This window comes from Streptomyces sp. NPDC102270 (assembly GCF_044766405.1).
GTDB lineage: Bacteria > Actinomycetota > Actinomycetes > Streptomycetales > Streptomycetaceae > Streptomyces.
The window spans coordinates 154,890-179,396 of sequence record NZ_JBIWLX010000022.1; the positions used below are offsets into that span (position 1 = coordinate 154,890).

The following is a 24,507-nucleotide window of genomic DNA, read 5'->3' on the forward strand; positions in this document are numbered from 1 at the left end:
GGCCTGTGGATAAGTCCGATCAGGGCCACGACAAGCCCCGTCTCGTCGTCCACAGCCGGACCGCCGCGATGCCCGGCTGTCGGAGGCGTCCTGTTGTATGGGGGCATGACGCACACGAGCAAGACGGAGTTGCGCGAGGCTGCCGACAAGATCCTCGTCCGGCTCGTCGGGGACAGCACCGGATCGGCGCGGCTGCGCGAGGACCAGTGGCGGGCGATCGAGGCGCTGGTCGCCGACAAGCGCCGGGCCCTGGTCGTGCAGCGCACGGGATGGGGCAAGTCCGCGGTGTATTTCGTGGCGACCGCCCTGCTGCGCGAGCGCGGTGCCGGGCCGACCGTGATCGTCTCTCCGCTGCTCGCGCTCATGCGCAACCAGGTCGAGGCCGCCGCCCGAGCCGGCATCCACGCCCGGACCATCAACTCCTCGAACCCGGAGGAGTGGGAGACCATCCGCGCCGAGGTCGCCGCGGGCACCGTGGACGTGCTGCTCGTGAGCCCAGAGCGGCTCAACAACCCTGACTTCCGCGACAACGTCCTGCCCGAGCTGTCCGCCGCCACCGGCCTCCTCGTCGTCGACGAGGCGCACTGCATCTCCGACTGGGGCCACGACTTCCGCCCCGACTACCGCCGGCTGCGCACCATGCTCACCGACCTCCCGCCCGGCGTGCCGGTACTGGCGACCACCGCCACCGCCAATGCGCGGGTCACCGCTGACGTGGCCGAGCAGCTGGGCACCGGTATGAGTTCGGACGCACTGGTCCTGCGCGGCCCGCTCGACCGCGAGAGCCTGAGCCTCGGCGTGCTCCAACTGCCCGACGCCGCCCACCGGCTGGCCTGGCTCGCCGATCACCTGGACGCCCTGCCGGGCTCCGGCATCATCTACACGCTGACGGTCGCCGCCGCCGAGGAGATCACCGCCTTCCTGCGACAGTGCGGGCACACCGTCGCCTCCTACACGGGCAAGACGGAAAACGCCGAACGCCAGCAGGCCGAGGAAGCCCTCCTCGCGAACAAGGTCAAGGCGCTGGTGGCCACCTCCGCGCTCGGCATGGGGTTCGACAAGCCCGACCTCGGCTTCGTCGTCCATGTCGGCTCGCCCTCATCCCCCATCGCCTACTACCAGCAGGTCGGCCGCGCCGGACGAGGCGTCGAGCACGCCGAGGTGCTGCTCCTGCCAGGCCGCGAGGACGAGGCGATCTGGTCCTACTTCGCCTCCGTCGCGTTCCCGCCCGAAGAAGCCGTACGACGCACTCTGGACACCCTCGCCCAGGCGGACCGGCCCCTGTCGCTGCCCGCGCTCGAACCGCTGGTGGAGCTCAACCGCACCCGCTTGGAGATCATGCTCAAGGTGCTGGACGTGGACGGCGCGGTCCACCGGGTCAAGGGCGGCTGGATCGCCACCGGAGCGCCGTGGTCGTACGACAGCGAGCGCTACGCCTGGGTCGCCAAGCAGCGCACCACCGAACAGCAGGCCATGCGCGACTATGCCACCACCTCGGGCTGCCGTATGGAGTTCCTGAGGCGGCAGTTGGACGACGAGCAGGCCGCTCCCTGCGGCCGCTGCGACAACTGCGCCGGCCCCCGTTTCACCGCCGACATCTCCCCTGCCGCCCTGGACACGGCAGGCGGCTCGCTCTCCCGTGCCGGTGTCGTGGTGGAGCCCCGCCGGATGTGGCCCACGGGCCTCCCTGCCATCGGCGTCGACCTGAAGGGCCGCATCCCGCCCGGCGAACAGGCTTTGCCCGGCCGGGCTCTCGGGCGACTGTCGGACATCGGCTGGGGCAACCGTCTGCGGCCACTGCTCGCACCCCAGACTCCGGACGCTCCGGTCCCCGACGACGTGGCGAACGCCGTCGTGACCGTGTTGGCCGACTGGGCCAAGTCGCCCGACGGCTGGGCGTCCGGCGCTCCGGACGCACCGGGCCGCCCTGTCGGGGTCGTCACCCTTCCCTCGCGCAGCCGGCCCCAGTTGGTGCAGTCGCTGGGGAGTCGGATCTCCGCTGTCGGCCGCCTCCCGTTGCTGGGGTCCCTCACGTACACGGACCACTCCGACGACCTCTCCCTGCCCCGTTCCAACAGCGCCCAGCGTCTGCGGGCCCTGCACGGGGCACTCGTCGTGCCTCAGCCCCTGCGGGAGGCGCTGCAGGCAGCCGCAGGCCCGGTACTGCTCGTCGACGACATGATGGAGACGGGCTGGACCGTCGCAGTCGCCGCCCGACTGTTGTCGCGGTCGGGTGCCCAAGGGGTGTTGCCTCTGGTGCTGGCCGTACGTGGCTGAGCAAGCACCGAAGGCGACGGCGCCCCACACGCGTGCACCGATGCGGGCCTGGAGTTGCCGGGCTCGGAGGCCCCAGGCGTCGCCCGGCAAAACACTGGGTAGGGATATAAGCCACGAACAGTCCGATTCGGGTCGGCGGGCCCAATTGCTCGTTGCCGCAACCAAGTTCGACAGGAAGAATTGAGGTCCGCTCCCCGCACGGCCTCGCCCGTTGACCGGTAGGGCTCTCCTGCGGTGCGCGCTCCCCCGAATCCGACCCCGCCCGCCGTATGGGCGCGTAGCCGAAGGGAGGACCGTGACCTTCGGATTCGCTCCGTCCTCCGCGGCGTCCACGTCGTCAACCGACCTGTCCGCCGCATCCGCCAACCCTCTGGCCCGTCTGCTCGAACCCGCCGAGTGGGCCGAGGCCGGCATCCCGTTGCTGCGCAACCCGCGCGAGGTCGTCAGCGGGCTGCACTCGCGGCACCGTCCCAAACCGGCGACCGCGATCGTGGCGGTCCTCGACCCGGACGAACGGCTGCGGGCGAGCGCCTCGTTCACGCGCCGCCCGGCTCCGGCCGACGGCTGGATGTTCCGGAACACGCTCCTGGCCCAGCTGCGCCGGGTGATCCCGCACGACCTGCGGCGCCGTACCCCCGTGCGCACCGCCGTGCTGCTCTACTGCCGTGAGGGCGACGCGCGTTGGACGGAGGAGGACGGCGCGTGGATGTGGGGTCTGCGTGACGCATGCACCCTGCACGGGCTGCGCTGCGGGGCGTACATCACGCTGACGCGCGACGGATGGCAGGTGCTCGGCGAGGGACGCGGCGGACGCCGGCCGAACGCGGACTCCGCGCCGGAGCCCTTCGCCACGTCCGAGTCACCGCCTCTGCTGCCGCGCACCGGCGGCGCCGCCTCGGAGGTCCTGCGCCGCGCGGCGGCTCGCTGAAGCCGAGTCAGCCCCGGTCACCGTTCTTCGGCCGTACGTCCATGACGTACGGCCCTTGACGTCGTGCCACCGAGCGCACGTGTCCTGGAACCGGCAGAGCTTCTGGCCCGAGCCCGCCGTCCACTCAGACGCGGGCATGCCGAAGGGCTCGCCGTACAGGTGCCGCCCAGGCGGCACCCTTTCCTCACCCCCCGGTGTCCTTCCGGCCCCACCGAGACCGGCTCAGACGCCGGCGCCCAGTACCGAGTTGATCTGCTGCGGGTCGCCGCAGACGATCAGCAGGGCACCGGCCCGGGTGTGGGCCAGAGGCAGGCCCTCGGCGACAGCAGCGGCGGAACCACCATTGACGGCGACCACGACCACCGGACGGGCCGCGGCCCGCGAGGCCGCGGTGGCGTCCGCGTAGAACACGTCGTCACCGGCGTCGTGCTGGGCCCAGTAGGCGGCTTCACCGAAGGACAGCTCATGGGTGGCCCACGGATGCTGTTCGCCGGTGGTGATCACCAGCACTTCACCGGGGGCACGGCCCGAATCCAGCAGGAGGTCTACGGCTTCCTCGGCAGCGTCGAGCGCACCGGCGGCCGAGGCCGGGATGAGCTGGATCTGCGGGGCCGCCGAAACCGACGCCGGGACCGGAGTCGGGGCGGAGGTGGCAGGGGCGGCGGGGCCCGGCACTGCGGGCTTGGCCACGGCCACGTCGTGCGGCGTCCGCTGCACCGGCGGCGCGGGCCTCAGCGGGCCGGGACGACCGGGGCGCGGCGGAGCCACAGGGCGTGGACCGGGTACGGGGCGGGGGGTCGGCGCGGTGCGGCCACTGGCCGGAGTGGCGCGGGGACCCTGGGCACTCTCGTGAATCTGAGGCTCCTCGGGAATGAGAGGCATGGGCTGATTTTTATCAAACGTTGGTGCGGCTCGCGCCAACGGGTGGCACATCAGTGTGAGCGGAACCGTCAGAAATCGAAGCCGAGCTGGCCCTCGATCTTCGGAACGCTTCCGTCCGCCCAGCTGCGGGCCTTCTTGAGGTGCCGCCACTGAGGCAGCGCATCAAGATACGCCCACGACAACCGGTGGTACGGGGTGGGGCCCCGAACCTCCAGCGCGGCCTTGTGCACGGGCGAGGGATACCCGGCGTTGGCCGCGAAACCGAAGTCTGCATGTTCGGTACCCAGTTCGGCCATCATTTTGTCGCGCTGAACCTTGGCGATCACCGAGGCCGCAGCGACCGCCACACAGGACTGGTCGCCCTTGATCACGGTCCGGACCTTCCAGGGCGTTCCGAGATAGTCGTGCTTGCCGTCGAGGATCACCGCGTCCGGTCGGACCGGGAGTGCCTCCAGGGCGCGCACGGCGGCGATCCGCAGGGCGGCCGTCATACCGAGGTTGTCGATCTCTTCGTGACTCGCGTGCCCCAGCGCGTACGACGTCACCCACGTCCGCAGTTCCTCTGCGAGTTCGGTACGGCGTTTGACGCTGAGCAGCTTGGAGTCCGTGAGGCCTTGGGGCGGTCGGCGCAGTCCGGTGACGGCAGCGCAGACGGTGACGGGGCCGGCCCAGGCACCTCGCCCCACCTCGTCGACACCGGCAATGATCTTCGCTCCGGTCGTGGCGCGGAGGGAGCGCTCGACGGTGTGAGTAGGCGGTTCGTACGGCATGGCGCCCTTAGCCTACGCCGATCGGATCACCCTGCGACACCCCGGTTCCCTCGGCGGCGTCGAGACATACACGAAGGCCACTCACGGTCGACCCGGCCGCAGCAGCGGCAGTACGAACTGGTCGATCATCTCCTCGACGTCCTCGTCACTCCATTCGCTTCCGCGCATCTTGGAGCGGTACATCATCATGGCCGGAATGGCATCGAAGACATAGTCGTTGGCCGCGTCAGGGCGCACCTCACCCCGCTCTATCCCACGGATGATGATCTCACGAAGGAGTCTGACGCTCGGCTCCACGACTCCGTTGAAGATCACGGCATGAAAACGTTCCGCCTGGGTCTGGTCGCATTCGTGAATGACTGCACGCAGGGCGAAGCCGGGGCGGGAGAACATCGCCTCGCGAGCCTGGCGGCACAGTTCGAGCAGGTCCTCGCGCACACCGCCGAGGTCGGGGGTCTCCTCGAAACGCGGCAGTCCGGCTCGAAGGGCGTCCGCGACGAGATCCTCCTTGGAGGGCCAGCGGCGATAGACCGCGGCCTTGCCCGTCTGGGCTCCGGCGGCGACGCCTTCCATCGTGAGGCCGTTCCAGCCGACGGTGCTGAGCTGTTCCAGTGCGGCGTCGAGGATCGCGCGCTCCAGCACGACGCCGCGCCGACGCAGGGAGGCCGTCTGAGCGGGGGCGGCCGTCCAGCGCGAGGTAACCATCTGAATGTCTCCAGCGAACAGGGAAGCGGGGATTCCGGGGAGGGACGCAGCACCGCACGGCGACACAGGGGGACACGCCGCACGCCAACAAACTTAAGTGAACGCTTGCGTTCACTACTGGGGACTCACTACCGTTGGCGCAACAGTGAACGCTACCGTTCACTAAAGCGCTTGTGGGGGACCCATAGTGACTACCTCTCAATTGATCAAGGATCAGAAACCAGGTGCGGCCCGCCGGGAGGGGCGACCCGGCATCGCGCTCGCCGTCATCGCCGCCTGTCAACTCATGGTGGTACTCGACGCGACGATTGTGAACATCGCGCTGCCGCACATTCAAGACGCTCTCAAGTTCAGCACCACCGACCTCACATGGGTCGTCAGCGCCTACACGCTCACCTTCGGCGGCCTGCTCCTTCTGGGCGGCCGCGCGGGTGACATCCTCGGGCGCCGCCGGGTCTTCATGACCGGCATCCTGCTGTTCACCTTCGCCTCCCTGCTCGGCGGTCTCGCCCAGGAGCCCTGGCAGCTGCTGGCCGCCCGTGTCCTGCAGGGCGTGGGTGGCGCGATCGCGTCGCCGACCTCGCTGGCGCTGATCACCACCACTTTCCCCGAAGGTCCCGAGCGGAACCGGGCCTTCGGCGTCTTCGCCGCCGTCTCCGCCGGCGGCGGTGCCATAGGCCTGCTGGCGGGAGGCATGCTCACCGAGTGGCTCGACTGGCGATGGGTGCTCTTCGTCAACGTGCCGATCGGCGTGCTGATCGCCGTACTCACTCCGCTCTACATCAGCGAGTCCGAGAAGCACAGCGGCCGCTTCGATGTCGCGGGCGCCCTGACCTCCACGGGTGGCATGGCCCTGCTGGTCTACGGCTTCATCCGCGCCGCCGACGAGGGGTGGCGGGACAACCTGACCATTGGGTCCTTCGGCATCGCCGTGGTGCTCCTGCTCGCCTTCGCGTTCATCGAGTCGCGCGCCAAGGAACCGATCACCCCCCTGCGGATGTTCGCCGACCGCAACCGCTCGGGCACGTACGTGATCATGCTGAGTCTCGCTGCCGCGATGTTCGGCATGTTCTTCTACATCGTGCTCTTCGTCCAGAACGTCCTGGACTACAGCCCGATCGAGGCCGGTCTCGCCTTCCTGCCCGTGACCGTCGTCATTGCGCTGGGGGCGGGTCTGTCGCAGCGCTTCCTGCCGGTGCTCGGCCCCAAGCCGTTCATGCTCACGGGTTCGGCGCTCGCGTTGACCGGGCTCGCCTGGCAGGCCCTCATCAGCTCCGACAGCTCCTACGCCGGTGGAGTTCTCGGGCCCATGCTGATCTTCGGCTTCGGCATGGGCCTGAACTTCGTGACGCTGACGATCACCGCGGTCTCCGGTGTGGCCCAGCACGAGGCCGGCGCGGCCTCCGGGCTCCTCAACGCCACGCAGCAAGTGGGCGGTTCGCTCGGTCTGTCCATCCTGACGACGGTCTTCGGATCGGCCAGCAGGGACGAGGCGGAGAAGCAGCTGCCGCATTTCATGGCCGACGGTTCGGCGGAGCAGAAGGCGGAGTTCGCCAAGACGCACCAGCTGCCCGCCCCGTGGGGACACGAAGTGCTCGCCCAAGGCATCTCGTCGGGGTTCGTGGCGGCCGCCTCGATGGCCGTACTCGCCCTGGTCAGCGCCTCGTTGGTCATCAAGGTCCGCAAGAGCGACCTGGAGGCACTCGCCGGCACGGCCGGTCCGGGGCTCGGCTGATGGAGCCGGGCTCTCGATGAGCCGCGGATGGCCGGACCGGGTCCGGGGGATCGACGGCAAGTACTGCGGTCCGGCCATCCGCATCAGAAGAACCGCGCACAGCAGGGCGAGCAGCGGCAACCACTCCATGACCACACCCGCCCCTCTCACATGCCTTGTGCGTGCACCGGCCCATCCGCCGCACGGCAACTGTCACGACAACGAGCATCTGGTTACGCAGAGTTCCCGGCATGCACGGAGAGTTTCGACGGTGTTGTGCCGGCCCGGCACGAGCGCCTAGGCCGGCACCTGCAACCAGTCGGGAAAGGCCTCGGTCCGGTGCACCCACTCGACGGGCGGCGTCCCTGCCTTGCCCCCGGCGATCACACCCCCCACGATGGCGCAGGTCGTGTCCACGTCACCGCCGACCTGCGCGGTCGTCCAGAACGCCTCTTCGTAGTCGTCCAGGGACCGGGCGGCGGACCAGATCGCGAACGGCACCGTGTCGTGGGCCGTCGTACGGCGCCCGCAGCCCAGCACGGCCGCCACGGTGGAGGCGTCGGCGTAGTCGAGCATGTCGCGGGCCCGCCGCAGCCCGGCCCCGACGGCGCTCTTCGGGACGAGCGCGATGACACCGTCGAGAAGCGCGTCTGGACTGGGCGGACCGCTGGGAGCTGCGGCCAGCGCGGCGGCCGCAGCAACGGCCATGGCGCCGACGACGGCCTCGCGGTGCTGATGCGTGGGGTACGCCGAGATCTCCGCCTGGTGGGTGGCCTGTTCAGGATCGTCGGCGTAGAAGGCCCCGAGGGGCGGGATGCGCATCGCCGCGCCGTTGCCCCAGGAACCCTGGCCGTTGAAGAGGGCCGCGGCGAGTTCACGCCAGTCACCACCCTCGCGGACCAGCCGCAGCAGTCGGTTGACGGCGGGGCCATAGCCCCGGTCGAAGTCGTGGTGTTCGGCGAAGGAGTGAGCCAGGGCGTCCTGGTCGATGCGATGGTGGGCGGCCAGGACGGCCACGACCGAGCAGGCCATCTCGGTGTCGTCCGTCCACTGCCAGTGGCCGGGCGGCAGCTCGCGGTTCTTCAGCAGGGGGTAGTTCACCGGTACGAAGAACTGCGAGCCCAGCGCGTCTCCCACGGCCAGGCCACGCAGGCTGGCCAGGGCGCGGTGCAGACGCGCTTCGGGTGAGGAGTCAGGGGTCATCGGTCTGCCACTCTAATCGGTGATCCCGTACGGCTGCGGCTCGCGCCAGCGTCCGAAGGGCCGGTCGAGGGCGTACTTGCCGTCGTCTCCGAGAACGAGCATCCGCATCTCCGCGTTCCCCGGATTCGACAGCGACTCGAATTCGGCGACCGTCCAGTGGAACCAGCGCATGCAGAACAGCCGCATGGCCAGGCCGTGCGTCACGATCAGGACGTTCGGCGGGTGGTCGGGCGCCTCGAAGCTGCGGAACAGGCTCTCCAGGAAGCCGCCGACACGGTCGTACACGTCGGCCCCGGATTCGCCCTGGGCGAACCGGTAGAAGAAGTGCCCGTAGGCGTCGCGGTACGCCTTCTGGAGACGTACGTCGTCGCGGTCCTGCCAGTTTCCCCAGTCCTGCTCCCGGAGCCGGGGTTCCTCGCGCACCCGTATGAGCTCGGAGTCCAGGTGGAAGGCGCGCAGGGTCTCGTGCGTACGACGGTACGGGGAGACGTACACACTGACCTGTTCGCGGCCCAGTACCTCTCGCACCCGTTTTCCGGTCTCCTCCGCCTGCTGCCAGCCCCGTTCGGTCAGGGCCAGTGCATGGTCGGGCTCGCGTTCATACACGGTGTCATCAACATTGCCCGTTGACTCCCCGTGCCGGACAAGGATGATTCGCCGCGGTCGTGCCATGCCAAGACCCTAGATCGGGTGAGGGCGTATCGAGGACTCGTACGGGCTCCATACGGCGTAGGTCACACATTTCCCGCCCCATCGGCCGCCCACCTAGATGATCAAGACGCGGTGGCAGCGGGCGGTCAGGCGTCAGGGTCGACCTCGGGGTGCGTGAACCGCACGGGCTTGCCCAGCGACCGGGCGTAGGCGATTTCGTCTCGGGTGCTGTCTCCGATGTAGTCGCCGACCACGAGCATCTCATCAGCGAGCCGGATCTTCGCCCGGTGCAGATCGTCGAGTCGACCCTTCAGCGCCTCGGCCTCGACAGGATCGGACCAGAGTTCGTGCGGCGACTTCATGTCACAGCCGGGTTTGACGACGATCTTTCCGGCTTCGGTTTCCCGCAGGTCGGCCTCGGTCATCTCGGCCATGAAGCGGGTGGAGCCGCAGATCACGACGATACGCGGCAGGTTCAACAGCTTCTTCGCGTCGGCGAGCTTTTCCTCGGGGGTGAGCAGACGCGGGTACGACACTGATTCCTCCTGGTGGTGTGGCCCAAGGGGTGCCTGCGGAGTTTCACACCGTCCAGGCAGGTTCGAGATCCAGGATGTCGCCCGTGAGCGCGGCGACGTCGGTCTCGGTCTGGGCCCTCAGGGCGAGCCGTTCCACGCGTTCGGTGCGGTACTTGCCGTGCTCGGCGGCCGATCGCCACATCGAGAGCACGAGGAACTCGTGGCCGGGGGCCTCGCCGAACAGGCCGCGGATCATCCCCGGCGAACCCGCCATCGCCGGATTCCAGACCTTCTCCTGCATGAGGGAGAAGTGCTCCGCGCGCTCCTCGTGGACGCGGCAATGGGCGAACCGCACCAGATCGGCGTCGGTGAAGCGGGGCTCGAAGCCCGTCTTCACGTCGAAGCGGTAGTCGAACAGCTTGACCTGTATGTCCTTGAACGTGCCTGACTGGGCCGCCGCGAGCCGGTCGTGGGAACGCGCCATGAAGGAGTCGTAGAAGGAACGGCTCTCCCAGAAGGAGAAGATGTGCGCCACACCCTGCCGCCCCCGGCTCCAGCCTCCGCCCTGTCCCCGAAACCCCGGCTCTCCCAGAAGCCCCGCCCACTTTCGCTGCCCCCGCTCGAACCCGCGGCGGTCCACCACGGTGCAGCGAATCCACTTGACCAGCACCGCGCCATGGTAAGGCCACGGAGCGTGGCGCCGGTCACTCTCGGCGGCAGAGCAGGCCCCCAAGTGTCCGACCCACGTGGCAGGATGGACAACACGTCTTGCCCGACCGGCAGTTCGGGCCGTGGACACAGGGGGAAGGGGAATTCCGGTGAGCGGCATCAACAAGGGGATCCGCAAGGTCGAGGTCGCGCTCAAGTGGGATCCGAGTCCGGCGGGGCAACCGCCCACCGACCTGGACATCGTCGCGGCGACCTATGTGGAGGCCGACCCGTACGGCGATCCGGCCTATGTGGTGCACTTCGACAGCCGCTCCCCCGACGGCACCATCTATCTCAACCGGGACAGCAAGGACGGCAAGGGCTTCGGCTGGGACGAGGTCATGACCCTCGAACTCGACCGGCTGGACGCCCGGTACACGCGCGTGGTCGTCGGCGCCGTCATCCAGCAGCGCTCCGCGCACCGCACCTTCGTCGGCGTGCTCAACCCGGGTCTGCGTATACGTGAGGGTTACACGGTCCTGGCCGAGGACGACTTCGGCAGTGTCCTCGGCGCTACGGCCGCGAGAGTCGGGGAGTTCGTCCGCCAGGAATCCGGTACCTGGGACTTCCATCCCGGAATCAAGGGCTTCGAGGACGACCCCGCGACGTTCACCCGGAGCATGGGCCGGGCGTGACGCGTCAGCCGGCGGTCCAGCCCGGGACCGTCGGCAGCACCGTCTCGGCGACGCGGAACAACGCGAGGTCATCGGGTACGACGTCGTCCTGACGCCAGATGGAGACCTCGTAGTAGCCGCCGCCGTCCTTGGTGTCCTTGGCGACCAGCAGACTCCGGGCGATACCGCCGGGACCGGAGTCGACCTTGCCGCCACCGAGATCGAACTTGAGGGCGATGGTCCGGTCCGAGTAGAGGACCGCCGGATGTCCGCCTATCGTCCTGCTCTCCGCGGTACTTCCCAGGAAGCGCGCCATCTCGGCCACTGGAATGTCGTCGTCGGACGTCGACAGCCTCACGGAGTAGCTGGAGAGCTGGACCTCCGCCTCGGGTGTGACGGTCTTGGTGCCGTCGGCCCAGTCGCCGACGCTCTCGTTGCCGCTGGCGTTCATCGCGTACTCGGTCGGCGTGCCGAGCAGTGTGGGCAGGTCCGCACGGTTCAGGGCCGTGCACAACTGCACCCCTGAGACGGGCTTCGACGGCCGGGCGTCCTCCGACGCGTGACACACGGCCGGCTCGGGGTCGCCGGACTCCTGCTGAAAGGTCCCTGACAACAAAAGAGCGGCGAGCCCCCCGACCACCACCAGTGCCGCTATGGCCTGGCCCCACCCGTTCGAGCCCTTCTCGGGCTGCCTCACGCCCCCCGCGACAGCGGCAATCTGCTGCTCAGCCATGTTCCCCGTGTCCCCCATCCTGCCGTCGCGCCGGTCGTGCGCTGGGGGAGCCTAACGGGTGATCGTCCCGTGGAGAAACGGGAAAAAACCGAAGGCGGTGCGGTCGATGTCCGACCGCACCGCCCTGGACGGCTAACTCAGATCAGCTGCAACCGCTGGTCGAGCCGCAGCCCTCGCAGATGTAGCAGGAACCGGCCCGCTGCATCTTCGTACCGCAGGAGAAGCACAGCGGAGCGTCGGCCTGGATGCCCAGCTGCATCTCCACCAGCTCGGCGCTGGTGTGCGCCTGCTGCGGGGCGGGCTTGGCCGCCACGACCTCGGCCTTCGGCGTGACGACCGCCTTCAACTCCTGGGCGCGCGGCGCCGACTGGGCGAGCCCCTCGACGTCGACCTCCTCCTCGGTCGGCTCGTAGGAGCCGGTCTCGAGGTGGCGCTGACGCTCCTCGGCGGAGTGGATACCGAGCGCGGAGCGGGTCTCGAAGGGCAGGAAGTCGAGCGCCAGGCGGCGGAAGATGTAGTCGACGATCGACTGCGCCATCCGCACGTCCGGGTCGTCCGTCATGCCGGCCGGCTCGAAGCGCATGTTGGTGAACTTCGAGACGTACGTCTCCAGCGGCACGCCGTACTGGAGACCGACGGAGACCGCGATCGAGAAGGCGTCCATCATGCCCGCGAGAGTCGAGCCCTGCTTGGACATCTTCAGGAAGACCTCGCCGAGACCGTCGTCCGGGTAGGAGTTGGCGGTCATGTACCCCTCGGCACCGCCGACCGTGAAGGACGTCGTGATGCCGGGACGGCCCTTGGGGAGGCGCTTGCGGACCGGGCGGTACTCGATGACCTTCTCGACCGTCTCGCGGATGGTCGCCTCGGCCTTCTCCGTGACCTCGACCTTCTCCTTCTCCTTGGTCTTCGCGGAGAGGGGCTGGCCGACCTTGCAGTTGTCGCGGTAGATGGCGAGCGCCTTGACGCCCATCTTCCAGGCCTCGAAGTAGACCTCTTCGACGTCCTCGACGGTCGCCGTCTCCGGCAGGTTGACCGTCTTGGAGAGCGCGCCGGAGATCCAGGGCTGGATCGCCGCCATCATGCGGACGTGGCCCATCGCGGAGATGGAACGCTCGCCCATGGCGCAGTCGAAGACCTCGTAGTGCTCGTGCTTGAGGCCGGGGGCGTCGATCACATTGCCGTTCTCGGCGATGTGGGCGACGATCGCCTCGATCTGCTCCTCCTGGTAGCCCAGGCGGCGCAGGGCCTGCGGGACGGTGCCGTTGACGATCTGCATCGAGCCGCCGCCGACCAGCTTCTTGAACTTGACCAGCGCGAGGTCGGGCTCAAGACCGGTGGTGTCGCAGGACATCGCGAGACCGATGGTGCCGGTCGGAGCGATGACGGACGCCTGGGCGTTACGGAAACCGTTCTTCTCACCGAGACGCAGCACGTCCTGCCAGGCCTCCGTGGCGGCGGCCCAGATCGGCGTGTCCAGGTCGTCCATGCGGACGGCCTTGGTGTTCTCGTCGGAGTGCTGCTTCATGACCCGCAGGTGCGGCTGCGCGTTGCGGGCGTAGCCGTCGTACGGGCCGACGACCGCGGCGAGTTCGGCGGACCGCTTGTACGACGTGCCGGTCATCAGGGAGGTGATGGACCCGGCGAGAGCGCGGCCGCCGTCGGAGTCGTACGCGTGGCCGGTCGCCATCAGCAGGGCGCCGAGGTTGGCGTAGCCGATGCCGAGCTGGCGGAACGCGCGCGTGTTCTCACCGATCTTCTGCGTCGGGAAGTCCGCGAAGCAGATGGAGATGTCCATCGCGGTGATGACCAGCTCGACGACCTTGGCGAAGCGCTCGACCTCGAAGGACTGGTTGCCCTTGCTGTCGTCCTTGAGGAACTTCATGAGGTTCAGCGAGGCGAGGTTGCAGGACGTGTTGTCCAGGTGCATGTACTCGCTGCAGGGGTTCGAGCCGTTGATACGGCCGGACTCCGGGCAGGTGTGCCAGCGGTTGATGGTGTCGTCGTACTGGATGCCCGGGTCGGCACAGGCCCAGGCGGCCTCGGCCATCTTGCGGAACAGCGCCTTGGCCTCGACCTCCTCGATGACCTCGCCGGTCATGCGGGACGTCAGGCCGAACTTGCCGCCCTGCTCGACGGCCTTCATGAAGGTGTCGTTCACGCGGACCGAGTTGTTGGCGTTCTGGTACTGGACGGACGTGATGTCGTCGCCGCCCAGGTCCATGTCGAAGCCCGCGTCGCGCAGGGCGCGGATCTTCTCCTCCTCCTTCACCTTGGTCTCGATGAAGTCCTCGATGTCGGGGTGGTCGACGTCGAGGATGACCATCTTGGCGGCGCGGCGCGTGGCGCCACCCGACTTGATCGTTCCTGCGGAGGCGTCGGCACCGCGCATGAAGGAGACGGGACCCGAGGCGTTGCCGCCCGAGGACAGCAGTTCCTTGGAGGAGCGGATGCGGGAGAGGTTCAGGCCGGCTCCGGAGCCGCCCTTGAAGATCATGCCCTCTTCCTTGTACCAGTCGAGGATCGACTCCATGGAGTCGTCGACGGATAGGATGAAGCAGGCCGAGACCTGCTGCGGCTGGGGCGTGCCGACGTTGAACCAGACAGGGCTGTTGAAGCTGAAGATCTGGTGCAGGAGGGCGTACGCAAGCTCGTGCTCGAAGATCTCCGCGTCGGCGGGCGAGGCGAAGTACTTATAGTCCTCGCCGGCCTTCCGGTACGTCTTCACGATGCGGTCGATGAGCTGCTTGAGGCTCACCTCGCGCTGGGGGGTGCCGACGGCACCGCGGAAGTACTTGCTGGTGACGATGTTGACCGCATTCACCGACCAGAAGTCGGGGAACTCGACGCCACGCTGCTCGAAGTTGACCGAGCCGTCGCGCCAGTTGGTCATGACGACGTCACGATGCGCCCATTCCACCTCGTCGTACGGGTGCACGCCGGGGGTGGTGTGGATGCGCTCGATGCGCAGGCCCTTGTTAGCAGCCGCCTTGGTGCCCTTGGCGCGGGAACTCCGTGCCGGACCGCTCGCCGTCTCTGTCATGCCGCCTCCCTGTACGGGCGAAAACGCCCTGAAGTGCCCCGTTGTTCCCGTGGCACGGTGTTCTGTCTGGTATTGCGGGCACCCACTCACTACCGCCCGCAACAGGTCTTGGTTCGCCGCCGTCCGGCCGGCCCGGGGTCCCGGCCCGGCCCGCCGATCAGTCGGCGGCGCGGGCGGGCTCCGGGACTTGAGCAGTCCCTCCAGGCCCGCGATCGTCTTCCCGGCTCTCCACGACGGCCTCGTCGCCGTCCACAGCCGCACCGCGGTCCTCGTCGTCCGCGGCGGGGGGTCCCGTGTCTTCCCTCAGTTCCGCGATCGCGGCCTCGAAGTCATCGAGCGAGTCGAAGGCCCGGTACACGGAGGCGAATCGCAGATACGCGACGAGATCGAGCTCCTGCAACGGGCCGAGTATGGCCAGCCCGACGTCGTGGGTGGTCAGCTCGGCGCTTCCGGTGGCCCGCACCGCCTCCTCGACCCGTTGGCCGAGTTGGGCGAGCGCGTCCTCGGTGACAGGCCGCCCCTGGCATGCCTTGCGCACACCGTTGATGACCTTGGTACGACTGAAAGGCTCGGTGACCCCCGACCGCTTGACCACCATCAGCGAGCACGTCTCCACGGTCGTGAAACGACGGGAGCAGTCCGGACACTGGCGGCGCCTGCGGATCGACGTGCCGTCGTCGGTCGTACGACTGTCGACGACACGGCTGTCGGGGTGCCTGCAGAAGGGGCAGTGCATGAACTCCCAACCTCCCTCACAGCAGACTCAATAGCCTCGCTGAGCCCCATGGGCCCCTCGAACCAGCCCTCAGCATAGGCGATCGCAGCGGGCGCGGAGACCCGGGGGACCACAACTTCTGGGCTGCTGTAGCAATCCAAGCACTACATGTAGGGATTGGCACGGCATACACGCCGTACACATGTGTCGCGCCGGTATTGGCATGTGCCATACGACCGTCCCGGCGCCCGGCGCACAGCCGTATCGCTGCGACGCATGCGGAGATACCGTGGGCACCACAAGGAGGGGACGTGGGATTCCCGCACAGATGGGAGCCGCTACCCGGCCCACAGCGCACCAGGTGGCAGACTGGGGCAACAACCCGCGAGGTCGCCATCCGGCGGTGAAGAGTACAGCAATGGGCCCTTTTGTTCGGCGGCGGCGCGTTAGCCATACACCCAGACACATCATCGCGAAAGGCGATTCGCGATTTTTCACTCGAACGTGTGTTTGGCGCAACCTTTCGAAAGCAACTACCGTTGTCCAGCAGGGAGACCATCGAGAGGGGCCGACGTGACCACGACCGCAGACAGTGCCACCATCACTGCCCAGGACCGTTCCCAGGGCCGACTCGAGCCGGTGCATGCGATGAACGAAGCCGTGAATCCCGAGGGGCACAAGCGCTCCCTGCCGGGCCGACCTCCGGGCATCCGTGCGGACAGCTCGGGGCTCACCGACCGGCAGCGCCGGGTGATCGAGGTCATCAGGGACTCCGTCCAGCGGCGCGGCTACCCGCCGTCCATGCGGGAGATCGGCCAGGCGGTGGGGCTGTCCAGCACCTCGTCCGTCGCCCATCAGTTGATGGCGCTGGAGCGCAAGGGCTTCCTGCGCCGCGACCCGCACCGGCCGCGCGCGTACGAGGTACGCGGCTCGGACCAGGGCGCCTCGGTGCAGCCCACGGACACCGCGGGCAAGCCGGCCGCGTCATACGTCCCGCTGGTGGGCCGGATCGCCGCCGGTGGGCCGATCCTCGCCGAGGAATCCGTCGAGGACGTGTTCCCCCTTCCCCGCCAGCTCGTCGGTGACGGTGAGCTGTTCGTGCTGAAGGTCGTCGGTGACTCGATGATCGAGGCCGCGATCTGCGACGGCGACTGGGTCACCGTGCGCCGCCAGCCCGTCGCCGAGAACGGCGACATCGTGGCCGCGATGCTCGACGGCGAGGCCACCGTCAAGCGCTTCAAGCGCGAGGACGGCCATGTCTGGCTCCTCCCTCACAACTCCGCGTACGAGCCGATCCCCGGCGACGACGCGACCATCCTCGGCAAGGTAGTTGCGGTTCTGCGGCGCGTCTGAGCCCCGCTGCACACCTCGCCGACCCGACCGGGCCCCGGAACCCCTGCGCCGGTTCCGGGGCCCTGCGCTGTCCTGTCCCGGTGACGGATCGCCGCGCACCTCTGTTGGCCTGACCCGGCGCGGGTCAGGCCAACAGTCGTTCACCCGAGCTCCGCCTGGGCTTTCTCGGCTTCGGCGGCGAGCTCCGCCGCTTCCATGGCCTTCGCCGCCGCGTCGATCGCCGTCAGAGACTTCCGCACCTGATTACGGTCCGTGGTGTACCAGAAGTCGGGCAGTGACGCCTTCAGATAGCTGCCGTACCGCGCCGTCGCCAGCCGCTGATCCAGTACGGCGACCACACCCCGGTCACCCGAGGCCCGTACGAGGCGGCCGGCGCCCTGGGCCATGAGCAGGGCGGCGTGCGTGGCGGCGACCGCCATGAAGCCGTTGCCACCCGCTTCCTCCACGGCCTTCTGGCGGGCGCTCATCAGCGGGTCGTCGGGGCGGGGGAACGGGATCTTGTCCATGACGACCAGCTGGCAGCTGGGGCCGGGGACGTCGACGCCCTGCCAGAGTGACAGCGTGCCGAAGAGACAGGTCTTCGGGTCGGCTGCGAAGTTCTTGATCAGTTCGCCGAGGGTCTCCTCGCCCTGGAGGAGGATGGGGAACTCCGGGACACGGGAGCGCAGTTCCTCGGCGGCCAGTTGGGCCGCTCGCATGGAGGAGAAGAGCCCCAGGGTGCGGCCGCCGGCCGACTGGATGAGCTCGGTCAGTTCGTCGAGCATGTCCCCGCGATCGCCGTCGCGGGCGGGACGCGAGAGGTGCTTGGCGACGTAGAGGATGCCCTGCCTCGGGTAGTCGAAGGGCGAACCGACGTCGAGGCCCTTCCACTTCGGCAGGTCGTCGCCCTCGGTCCCTTCCGGAGCGAGCCCCAGGGACGCTCCTACGCCGTTGAAGTCTCCGCCGAGCTTCAGGGTCGCCGAGGTCAGGACCACGGAGCGGTCCGCGAACAGCTTCTCCCTCAGCAGGCCCGACACCGACATGGGGGCCACACGCAGGGAGGCGCCGAAGCGGTCGTGACGCTCGTACCAGACGACGTCCCACTCCGAACCGTTGGTGATCCGCTCCGCCACGTCGTGCACCGCCTCCACGGAGGCCAGCGCCTGTTTGCGGACCGCGTCCTCGTCCTGGACCGACTTGTCGCGCGTCGCTCCGATCCCGGAGATGACCGTACGGGCGGCGTCGCGCAGAGCCATGAGCGCGTAGCCGAGGTCCTCGGGGATCTCTTCCAGTCGGCCGGGCAGGGCGAGCTCCATCAGCCGCTCGAAGCCCTCGGTCGCGGTCTGGAGCTGGTCGGCCGCCTTTTCGTTGACGAGTTTCGCGGCGCGGCGCACCGCGCGGTTGACCTGGCCAGGGGTGAGCTCGCCGGTGGCGACGCCGGTGACCCGGGAGACCAGCTCATGCGCCTCGTCGACGATCAGTACTTCGTGCTGGGGAAGGACGGGGGCGCCTTCGATGGCGTCGATCGCGAGCAGCGCGTGGTTGGTGACGACGACCTCGGCGAGCTTGGCCCGCTCACGGGCCATCTCGGCGAAGCACTCGGCGCCGTAGGCGCACTTCGTCGCTCCCAGGCATTCGCGGGAGGACACCGAGATCTGCGCCCAGGCACGGTCGGACACACCCGGCGTGAGGTCGTCGCGGTCTCCGGTCTCGGTGTCCTGCGACCAGTCCCGCAGCCGCAGCAGATCCTGGCCCAGTTTGCTGGTGGGCGCGGCGGCCTCGAACTGGTCGAAGAGGCCTTCTTCCTCATCCTGCGGGACGCCTTCGTGGAGGCGGTGCAGACACAGATAGTTCGACCGGCCCTTGAGCATCGCGAACTCCGGGCGGCGGCGCAGCAGCGGGTGCAACGCCTCGACCGTGCGCGGCAGGTCGCGCTCGACCAGTTGTCTCTGCAGGGCCAGGGTGGCCGTCGCGACGACGACCCGCTCCCCATGGGCGAGCGCGGGCACGAGATAGCCCAGCGACTTTCCGGTACCGGTGCCGGCCTGTACCAGCAGGTGGGAACCGTCGTCGATCGCGTCCGCGACGGATTCGGCCATGGTCACCTGGCCGGGGCGCTCCATACCGCCGACGGCAGTGATGGCAGCATGCAGGAGTTCGGGGAGTGAGGGCTTCGTCATAGCGCGACCACCCTACGACTCGGCACTGACAAAGGGGTGATCACGTCGGCGACGAGGGGTTGGGATCAAGACCGGAAGCTCCTCGGAAAGGTAGCGGATGGGGGTCGGATGGGGGTCGGATCGGTTCGCTCCCGCCCGGCTTCGGCCGGGTCCGGTTGGGTCAGGACCGAGTCCGATCCGACGGCGTCCGGAATTGATCGAGGCGCCGTGGGGCGGTGGAGGGTGGGGCGGAAGCCGTGTGGTCCGGGGCGTCGGAAAAAAGTCTCGCCGCGGGTGGGAACCGACTCGGCGTGAGCGGTGTACCAAAAGTGATCGCGTGATGACGCGTCGCTACAGCAGACCGCGCAGGGACCGTTCTCGGACCATGAGGGCTGCCCGCTTGCCGGGCAGCTCCACCTCGGCGGAGAAGCGGAATCCTGCGCTCAGGAAGGCGGTGACGGACGGGATGTTGCGAAGGTCGGGTTCCGCGATGACGCGGGCGCAGAAGGGCCGCCTGTCGAGTACGAGATCGGCGACGGCTCTGAGAAGCGTGCTGCCGAGACCGCGCCCCCGATCGGTGACGGCGCCGATGAGGAGATGGATACCGGTGTCGTGAGGTCTGGCCGGACAGTGGCGGGCCAGCGGATCGAGGTCTGCCCGGTAGATCTCCCAGTAGCTCATCGGGGTGCCCTCCAACACCCCGAGGCAGGGAACGCTGCGTCCGTCGCCGGCCAACTGGGACCGCAGGTGGTCCTCCGTCACGTTCTGGGGACCGGCCAGCTCCCAGAACGCGGCCACGGCGGGGTCGTTCATCCAACGGCAGACGAGGGGAAGGTCCCGCTCGACGCGTACGGGCACGAGGTGGAACACGCCCGCCGGGGTCGTGATCGGACCCCACTTGGCGACGCCGTCGAGCAGGTTGTAGCCGGGCGGGGTGAGTGAGTCGGGCGACGCGGTGCTGTCGCCCGGGCTCTGTTTCCCGTCGTCCGCTCCGGCATCGGTGTCGCCTGTGCCTGCGCCGGACCGTCCCGTCTCGAAGAGTGCGAGCAGTTCGTCCGGCAGACGGAGGTCCAGTGTGTCTTCGTGGTCGCTGCCGACGTCCGGCGAGGGGGCGGAAACGGCGTCGGCACTCGCGTCGGTGGGAGACACGCGGCGCTCCTCTCAGGCGGCGGGGCGGGTCATGTTCCTCAGGAGTGCAGGGGGTTGGCGATGGTGACGTAGACGGACTGGGTGTCGACCGGGCCGACGAGTTCGTCCAGTCCGTGCACTCGGGTCAGCAGATTGGCCTTGCAGCGCAGGACGGGTGAGTCGAGCAGGCGGCCGGGAAGCGTGGTGCGCAGTCGGGTGGGTCCGGAGGCCGCGGCGGTGAGGAAGCGGCGGAGGGCAGCGAGCAGCAGCCGTTCGTCGGCCAGACGCTGGGAGCCGAACGCACCGATGAGGCCGAGGACGTTGTTGATGGCGAGGTAATAGGCGAAACGCTCGTCGGTGACCTCGTCGGAGACGAAGGTGTCGCTGTGTGCGCCGATGCCGGGCAGCCGGGCGTCGAGTTCCGGCTGCCAGGACTCGCGGAAGTAGTAGCCCTGGTTGTCGCGGTAACGACCACCGACGGGCCAGCCGTCGCCGTCCAGCAGGACCAAGGTGTTCTGCTGGTGTGCCTCCAGCGCGATCCCCGCCTCTCCGTCGAGCCACAGCACCGGGCGGACGACGTGTTCCAGGTAGCGCAGGAACCACTCGGCGGCGACGGCTCCTCGGGGGCGGCCGGTGCGGGCGGCGAGGCCGGTGACGACCTCGGTCAGCCGGGACCGCCAGACCGGCCCGTCCGTGTCCGGGCGGTCCCCGGTGACGCCGGCTCGGGCGTGGGGGCGTGGTGAGACGAGTCCGGCGATGCAGGAGACGTCGTGCGAGGGGCTGAAGGGGTTGTGCCGGATCACGACGTCGATGCCGGGGACGGGGCTGCCGTCGAGTCCGTCGACGGCGATCCAGGCCGGGTCGCGGACGATGTCGAACGCCGGGTGGGCCGCCTGCCACTCCTTGGACAGGCCGCTGCGCAGGAGCCGGTGCACCTCGACACCGCGGTGGAGTTCCTTGCGGAGGTTCTCGCGGCGGGAGTTGGTGATGCGCAGGCCCAGCGAGAGCTTGAGCATGGCGGGGGCGCCGGAGCGATGGACGGTGCGTACGGAGGAGGTGGGGCACCAAGGGGAGCCGTGGGCGCCCAGGTCCTGGAGCAGCCCGGTATCGAAGAGAGGGGCCGTCTCGGGGCGGTGCCGGACCTCGCGGAGTTGCCAGGGGTGCAGCGGAAGGGCCGTACGCCCGTCCGGCAGCGCCAGGTCGGGGCCGGCCAGGCGCTGGGTGAGGTGGGCGGCGGTGACGGGGCGGCCGCGTTCGGTCCAGGCCGAGTCGGTGGCGAGGAGGGAGGGGGCGACAGCTAGCCAGTGCAGGCGGAAGGAGCCGCGCACTTCCGGCGAGTACAAGGCTGCTTCGGCTTCGGAGAGACCTTCGCGGCTCTTCGGGGCCGGGTGCAGAGGGTGGCCGAGGACGAGCGACTGTTCGGCGGTGAGGAAGAGGTCGGGGCCGTCGTCGGGGGCTTTGCGGCGCTCCTCGACGAAGGTGGCGGTGCGGCGGACGGAGTCGGCCACGCGGGCCACGAGTTCGGCACCGCCTGCGGAGGCGGGGGTCTCTTCGAGGATCTCTGCCGGGGTCTCTCCGAGGGGCGCTGTCAGCGACTCACGGGTGAGCAGTACTGCGACGGTGACTGCGTCGGCCGACGGGGCTTGTTCGGGGGCGTTGGCGAGACGGGGACGGCCGAAGCGGTGCCAGCCCGTCGGGGACCAGTAGTGGACGGGGACGAGGAGGGCTGTGCCGCTGGCGGGGAGGGGGATATGAAGGGTGCCGCTCGCAGGGGCGGACAGGCCGGTCTCGCGGACCCAGCAGCGCAGCAGATTCTCCACGGTCGCGGCTTCGGCCACCGTGTGCGGGTCGGGGTGGTTCAGGGGGTCGGGGCGGTTCAGAGGACCCGGAGTGGCGCCGCGCAGGGTTTCCCGTTCGGGTGGCCCGCCCTGGGACGGCGTGTGGGCGGGGCGGGGACTGCGCTGTGAGGAGGGGGCTGCGTCGGAGTAGTTGCTCGGGTGCGTGGGGGTGGTATTCAAGTTCGGTGTTCCTCGGGGTGGTTCTGGCTCGGAGGGTCCGCTGTCCGGTGGGTCGTGCGTCGAGTTGTTGTGCCGGGGCCGAGACCGGGGCCAAAGGTGAAGCTGCGGTCAGGACGGCTCGCTGGGGCTTGGTGAGGGATGAGCGGTCGAGGTTGCGGGGTGCCCCTGAGTGGTGCGCGGCCCGGCATGTGGCGCGAGGGGTGGTGGCTGCTGCGGGGCTGGAGTCCGGCTTCTGGCCTCGCCGGGAGTCCGACCCGGGCCTCAACTCCAGCTCCGACCTCAGCCGGCCCCCGCCCCCGAGCCCGGCCTGCGAGTCCCACTCCGGCCCAGCTCCGGCCCCAGCCACAGCCACAGCCACAGCCACAGGTGTCGCTGTCACGCCCGCTCCGGGAGAAGCAGTCAGCCCCGCTGAGGGCGTGGCTGCGACCCCAGTCCCCAGGCCCCCTCCTGCCACCACGCCACCTTCCGCCGCTCCTCCGGCCCACGTCGCCACCCCGGCAACTACCTGCTCCCCTCGCCCTGGCTGCGCCGTCAATGCTGCCGTTGTCCATCGCCACCGAGCCCGTGACCGCGAGCCACCGCTGCCACGGCGTCGGCGAGGCGGTCGAGGACGGCGGTCGCCTGTTCGTCGGTGATCGTCAGCGGCGGAAGCAGGCGGACGACGCTCGCGTGACGACCACCGAGCTCGACGATCAGGCCCCGCCGGAGGCACTCCCGCTGGACGGCGGCGGCAAGCTCCGGAGAGGCAGGGCGAGGAGAGGAAATGACACCGGGCATCACCGCGGCGTCCGCACCACCGGCGCCACCCGGCCCGACCAGGTCCAACAGCCCGACGGACCCACCAACCTCACCGAGCCCCCACCCGTCGCCCTCACGCTCGCTCTCACCATCCGCCTCAACCATCTCGACCCCGATCATCAACCCCCGCCCCCGCACATCACCGATCACAGGAAACTCCCGAGCCAGCGACCGGAGTTGATCCAGCATCCGCGCCCCCAGCGTTGCCGCGCGCGCTGTGAGGTCGTTCGCGCGGACGTAGGCCATCGTGGCGGTGCCCGCGGCCATGGCGAGTTGGTTGCCGCGGAAGGTGCCCGCGTGGGCGCCGGGTTCCCAGACGTCGAGGTCGTCGCGGTAGACGACGACGGCGAGAGGCAGGCTGCCGCCGATGGCCTTGGAGAGGACCATCACGTCCGGGGTGATGCCGCTGTGCTCCACGGCCCAGAAGGCGCCGGTGCGGCCCACTCCCGTCTGGACCTCGTCGGCGATGAGGGGGATCGAGCGGGCGGCCGTGATCCGGCGCATGCGCCGCATCCACTCGTCCGGGGCCGGTAGGACCCCGCCCTCGCCCTGGACGGGTTCGAGGATCATCCCGGCGGGCAGCGGCACCCCCGATTTGGGGTCGTCGAGGACGGACTGCGTCCAGCGCGCGGCGAGTTCGGCACCGAGCGGACCACCGACCCCGAAGGGGCAGCGGTAGTCCTGCGGATAGGGCAGCCGGGCGACCCGTACGTCGAGGGCGTCGCCGGACGCTTCGAGCGCGCCGGAGGTCATGCCGTGGTAGGCGCCCGTGAAGGCGAGCAGGCCGGTGCGCCCGGTCGCGGCGCGTACGAGCTTGAAGGCGGCCTCCACCGCGTCGGTGCCGGCCGGGCCACAGAACTGCACGCGTGCGTGGTCGGCGAGCCCGGGAGGCAGGGTGCGGAACAGTTCGGTGATGAAGGCGTCCTTGACGGGGGTCGCGAGGTCGAGGACATGGAGGGGCGCGCCCGAGTCGAGGACCTTGCGGATGGCTTCCAGGACGACGGGGTGGTTGTGTCCGAGGGCCAGGGTGCCGGCGCCCGAGAGGCAGTCGAGGTAGCGGCTGCCGTCGGCGCCCTCGATGGTCAGGCCGCGTGCGCGGACGGGGACGATCGGGAGGGCGCGGGCGTAGGTGCGCGCCGCCGACTCGCGGGCGGACTGGCGCCGCAGGATCCCCTCGTGCGCGGAGCGGCCCTGCGACGCTCTCGCGGCGGCGGGTCCCGCTGTGGCCTCGCCGGGTGCGGTGTCGGTCACGGCCATGGTTCTCCCGTCGTCGCGCTGTGCAGGGGCAAGCGGTTCCCTCACGGACTCATCCGCCCCGACATACGGAGCCTCGGGACCGTTTGCTCGACGTCTCGGCACATCGATGCCCCGACTGTCGGGAAGGCTCCGGGGATTGGGGCGTGGGGGGCCGAACCGTCCGCTGGCAGCAAGCCCCCACCGCTACCAACCCCGGACCCCCCACCGGGTTACGGGTGGTCTGGAGATCTTTCACGTGACGGGACTATTACGGTTCCGTCGAAACTCGCCCATAGCGGGCGCATAGTGTGTGATGCCGTTCCAAGGCGCGGTGCCGGAGGGCGAATTCGCGGAGCCCGGGGGGGGCTGCGGGAAGTA

At 69.3% G+C, this 24,507-nt stretch carries 19 protein-coding genes; 5 read left to right on the forward strand and 14 right to left on the reverse strand.

Annotation, left to right across the window (positions count from 1 at the left end; all coding sequences use genetic code 11):
- The first annotated feature begins 105 nt into the window (after positions 1–105).
- Both ACIRP7_RS37735 and ACIRP7_RS37740 read left to right on the forward strand, forming a co-directional pair.
- Positions 106–2,277 carry a RecQ family ATP-dependent DNA helicase gene (locus tag ACIRP7_RS37735; RefSeq protein ID WP_403669034.1) on the forward strand — a complete coding sequence of 724 codons (2,172 nt, stop codon included), beginning with the start codon at positions 106–108 and terminating at the stop codon, positions 2,275–2,277.
- 295 nt (positions 2,278–2,572) lie between these two features.
- Positions 2,573–3,205: a hypothetical protein gene (locus ACIRP7_RS37740; RefSeq protein WP_330324930.1), complete on the forward strand. Its 633-nt coding sequence runs from the start codon at positions 2,573–2,575 to the stop codon at positions 3,203–3,205.
- A gap of 222 nt (positions 3,206–3,427) precedes the next feature.
- Here the strand turns inward: ACIRP7_RS37740 and ACIRP7_RS37745 are convergent, their stop codons facing one another.
- The 3 genes from ACIRP7_RS37745 to ACIRP7_RS37755 all read right to left on the reverse strand — a co-directional run bounded on the left by ACIRP7_RS37745 (position 3,428) and on the right by ACIRP7_RS37755 (position 5,562).
- Positions 3,428–4,087 carry a hypothetical protein gene (locus ACIRP7_RS37745; RefSeq protein WP_403669037.1) on the reverse strand — a complete coding sequence of 220 codons (660 nt, stop codon included), beginning with the start codon at positions 4,085–4,087 and terminating at the stop codon, positions 3,428–3,430.
- 68 nt (positions 4,088–4,155) lie between these two features.
- Positions 4,156–4,857 carry a ribonuclease HII gene (locus ACIRP7_RS37750; RefSeq protein ID WP_403669040.1) on the reverse strand — a complete coding sequence of 234 codons (702 nt, stop codon included), beginning with the start codon at positions 4,855–4,857 and terminating at the stop codon, positions 4,156–4,158.
- 81 nt (positions 4,858–4,938) lie between these two features.
- Positions 4,939–5,562, reverse strand: coding sequence for a TetR/AcrR family transcriptional regulator (locus ACIRP7_RS37755; RefSeq protein ID WP_403669043.1), 624 nt, complete (start codon positions 5,560–5,562; stop codon positions 4,939–4,941).
- Positions 5,563–5,749: 187 nt separating this feature from the next.
- On the opposite strand from ACIRP7_RS37755, the gene ACIRP7_RS37760 reads away from it, so the two are divergent.
- Positions 5,750–7,297 (forward strand): MFS transporter, encoded by a 1,548-nt coding sequence (locus ACIRP7_RS37760; RefSeq protein WP_403669046.1) that lies wholly within the window; start codon positions 5,750–5,752, stop codon positions 7,295–7,297.
- 276 nt (positions 7,298–7,573) lie between these two features.
- Here ACIRP7_RS37760 and ACIRP7_RS37765 read toward each other — a convergent pair whose 3' ends face one another.
- The 4 genes from ACIRP7_RS37765 to ACIRP7_RS37780 all read right to left on the reverse strand — a co-directional run bounded on the left by ACIRP7_RS37765 (position 7,574) and on the right by ACIRP7_RS37780 (position 10,315).
- Positions 7,574–8,479, reverse strand: a complete 906-nt coding sequence (locus ACIRP7_RS37765) for an ADP-ribosylglycohydrolase family protein (RefSeq protein WP_403669049.1) — start codon at positions 8,477–8,479, stop codon at positions 7,574–7,576.
- A 12-nt stretch (positions 8,480–8,491) separates the two neighbouring features.
- Positions 8,492–9,151: a histidine phosphatase family protein gene (locus ACIRP7_RS37770; protein WP_403669052.1), complete on the reverse strand. Its 660-nt coding sequence runs from the start codon at positions 9,149–9,151 to the stop codon at positions 8,492–8,494.
- A 125-nt stretch (positions 9,152–9,276) separates the two neighbouring features.
- Positions 9,277–9,666 carry a hypothetical protein gene (locus ACIRP7_RS37775; RefSeq protein ID WP_403669055.1) on the reverse strand — a complete coding sequence of 130 codons (390 nt, stop codon included), beginning with the start codon at positions 9,664–9,666 and terminating at the stop codon, positions 9,277–9,279.
- Between the two features lie 43 nt (positions 9,667–9,709).
- Complete coding sequence (locus ACIRP7_RS37780; protein WP_352382354.1) at positions 9,710–10,315, reverse strand: YdbC family protein; 606 nt, start codon at positions 10,313–10,315, stop codon at positions 9,710–9,712.
- Between the two features lie 121 nt (positions 10,316–10,436).
- Between ACIRP7_RS37780 and ACIRP7_RS37785 the strand changes: the two genes are divergently transcribed.
- A complete protein-coding gene (locus tag ACIRP7_RS37785) occupies positions 10,437–10,988 on the forward strand; it encodes a TerD family protein (RefSeq protein ID WP_403669060.1) in 552 nt (183 codons plus the stop codon).
- 4 nt (positions 10,989–10,992) lie between these two features.
- Here ACIRP7_RS37785 and ACIRP7_RS37790 read toward each other — a convergent pair whose 3' ends face one another.
- From ACIRP7_RS37790 to nrdR, 3 genes are all read right to left on the reverse strand, one after another.
- Positions 10,993–11,700, reverse strand: a complete 708-nt coding sequence (locus ACIRP7_RS37790) for a DUF6215 domain-containing protein (protein WP_403669062.1) — start codon at positions 11,698–11,700, stop codon at positions 10,993–10,995.
- Positions 11,701–11,842: 142 nt separating this feature from the next.
- Positions 11,843–14,743, reverse strand: coding sequence for a vitamin B12-dependent ribonucleotide reductase (locus ACIRP7_RS37795; protein WP_403669065.1), 2,901 nt, complete (start codon positions 14,741–14,743; stop codon positions 11,843–11,845).
- A 157-nt stretch (positions 14,744–14,900) separates the two neighbouring features.
- Positions 14,901–15,479, reverse strand: a complete 579-nt coding sequence (gene nrdR / locus ACIRP7_RS37800; RefSeq protein ID WP_403669068.1) for a transcriptional regulator NrdR — start codon at positions 15,477–15,479, stop codon at positions 14,901–14,903.
- A 552-nt stretch (positions 15,480–16,031) separates the two neighbouring features.
- Here nrdR and lexA point away from each other — a divergent pair.
- Positions 16,032–16,811, forward strand: coding sequence for a transcriptional repressor LexA (gene lexA, locus ACIRP7_RS37805; protein WP_352382363.1), 780 nt, complete (start codon positions 16,032–16,034; stop codon positions 16,809–16,811).
- Positions 16,812–16,951: 140 nt separating this feature from the next.
- On the opposite strand, the gene ACIRP7_RS37810 is transcribed toward lexA, so the two are convergent.
- The 4 genes from ACIRP7_RS37810 to ACIRP7_RS37825 form a co-directional block, all read right to left on the reverse strand.
- Positions 16,952–18,970, reverse strand: coding sequence for an ATP-dependent DNA helicase (locus tag ACIRP7_RS37810; RefSeq protein ID WP_403669071.1), 2,019 nt, complete (start codon positions 18,968–18,970; stop codon positions 16,952–16,954).
- A gap of 330 nt (positions 18,971–19,300) precedes the next feature.
- A complete protein-coding gene (locus tag ACIRP7_RS37815; protein ID WP_403669074.1) occupies positions 19,301–20,098 on the reverse strand; it encodes a GNAT family N-acetyltransferase in 798 nt (265 codons plus the stop codon).
- Between the two features lie 38 nt (positions 20,099–20,136).
- Positions 20,137–22,095 (reverse strand): IucA/IucC family protein, encoded by a 1,959-nt coding sequence (locus ACIRP7_RS37820; protein ID WP_403669077.1) that lies wholly within the window; start codon positions 22,093–22,095, stop codon positions 20,137–20,139.
- Between the two features lie 531 nt (positions 22,096–22,626).
- Positions 22,627–24,150, reverse strand: coding sequence for a diaminobutyrate--2-oxoglutarate transaminase family protein (locus ACIRP7_RS37825; protein WP_403669080.1), 1,524 nt, complete (start codon positions 24,148–24,150; stop codon positions 22,627–22,629).
- Between the last annotated feature and the right edge of the window lie 357 nt (positions 24,151–24,507).

What these genes read in the sequence shown, in the direction of transcription:
- ACIRP7_RS37735 (WP_403669034.1), top strand. Translation starts at nt 106, where the DNA reads ATGACGCACACGAGCAAGACGGAGTTGCGCGAGGCTGCCGACAAGATC.
- ACIRP7_RS37745 (WP_403669037.1), bottom strand. Translation starts at nt 4,087, where the DNA reads ATGCCTCTCATTCCCGAGGAGCCTCAGATTCACGAGAGTGCCCAGGGT.
- ACIRP7_RS37750 (WP_403669040.1), bottom strand. Translation starts at nt 4,857, where the DNA reads ATGCCGTACGAACCGCCTACTCACACCGTCGAGCGCTCCCTCCGCGCC.
- ACIRP7_RS37755 (WP_403669043.1), bottom strand. Translation starts at nt 5,562, where the DNA reads ATGGTTACCTCGCGCTGGACGGCCGCCCCCGCTCAGACGGCCTCCCTG.
- ACIRP7_RS37765 (WP_403669049.1), bottom strand. Translation starts at nt 8,479, where the DNA reads ATGACCCCTGACTCCTCACCCGAAGCGCGTCTGCACCGCGCCCTGGCC.
- ACIRP7_RS37770 (WP_403669052.1), bottom strand. Translation starts at nt 9,151, where the DNA reads ATGGCACGACCGCGGCGAATCATCCTTGTCCGGCACGGGGAGTCAACG.
- ACIRP7_RS37790 (WP_403669062.1), bottom strand. Translation starts at nt 11,700, where the DNA reads ATGGCTGAGCAGCAGATTGCCGCTGTCGCGGGGGGCGTGAGGCAGCCC.
- ACIRP7_RS37795 (WP_403669065.1), bottom strand. Translation starts at nt 14,743, where the DNA reads ATGACAGAGACGGCGAGCGGTCCGGCACGGAGTTCCCGCGCCAAGGGC.
- nrdR (WP_403669068.1), bottom strand. Translation starts at nt 15,479, where the DNA reads ATGCACTGCCCCTTCTGCAGGCACCCCGACAGCCGTGTCGTCGACAGT.
- ACIRP7_RS37810 (WP_403669071.1), bottom strand. Translation starts at nt 18,970, where the DNA reads ATGACGAAGCCCTCACTCCCCGAACTCCTGCATGCTGCCATCACTGCC.
- ACIRP7_RS37825 (WP_403669080.1), bottom strand. Translation starts at nt 24,150, where the DNA reads ATGGCCGTGACCGACACCGCACCCGGCGAGGCCACAGCGGGACCCGCC.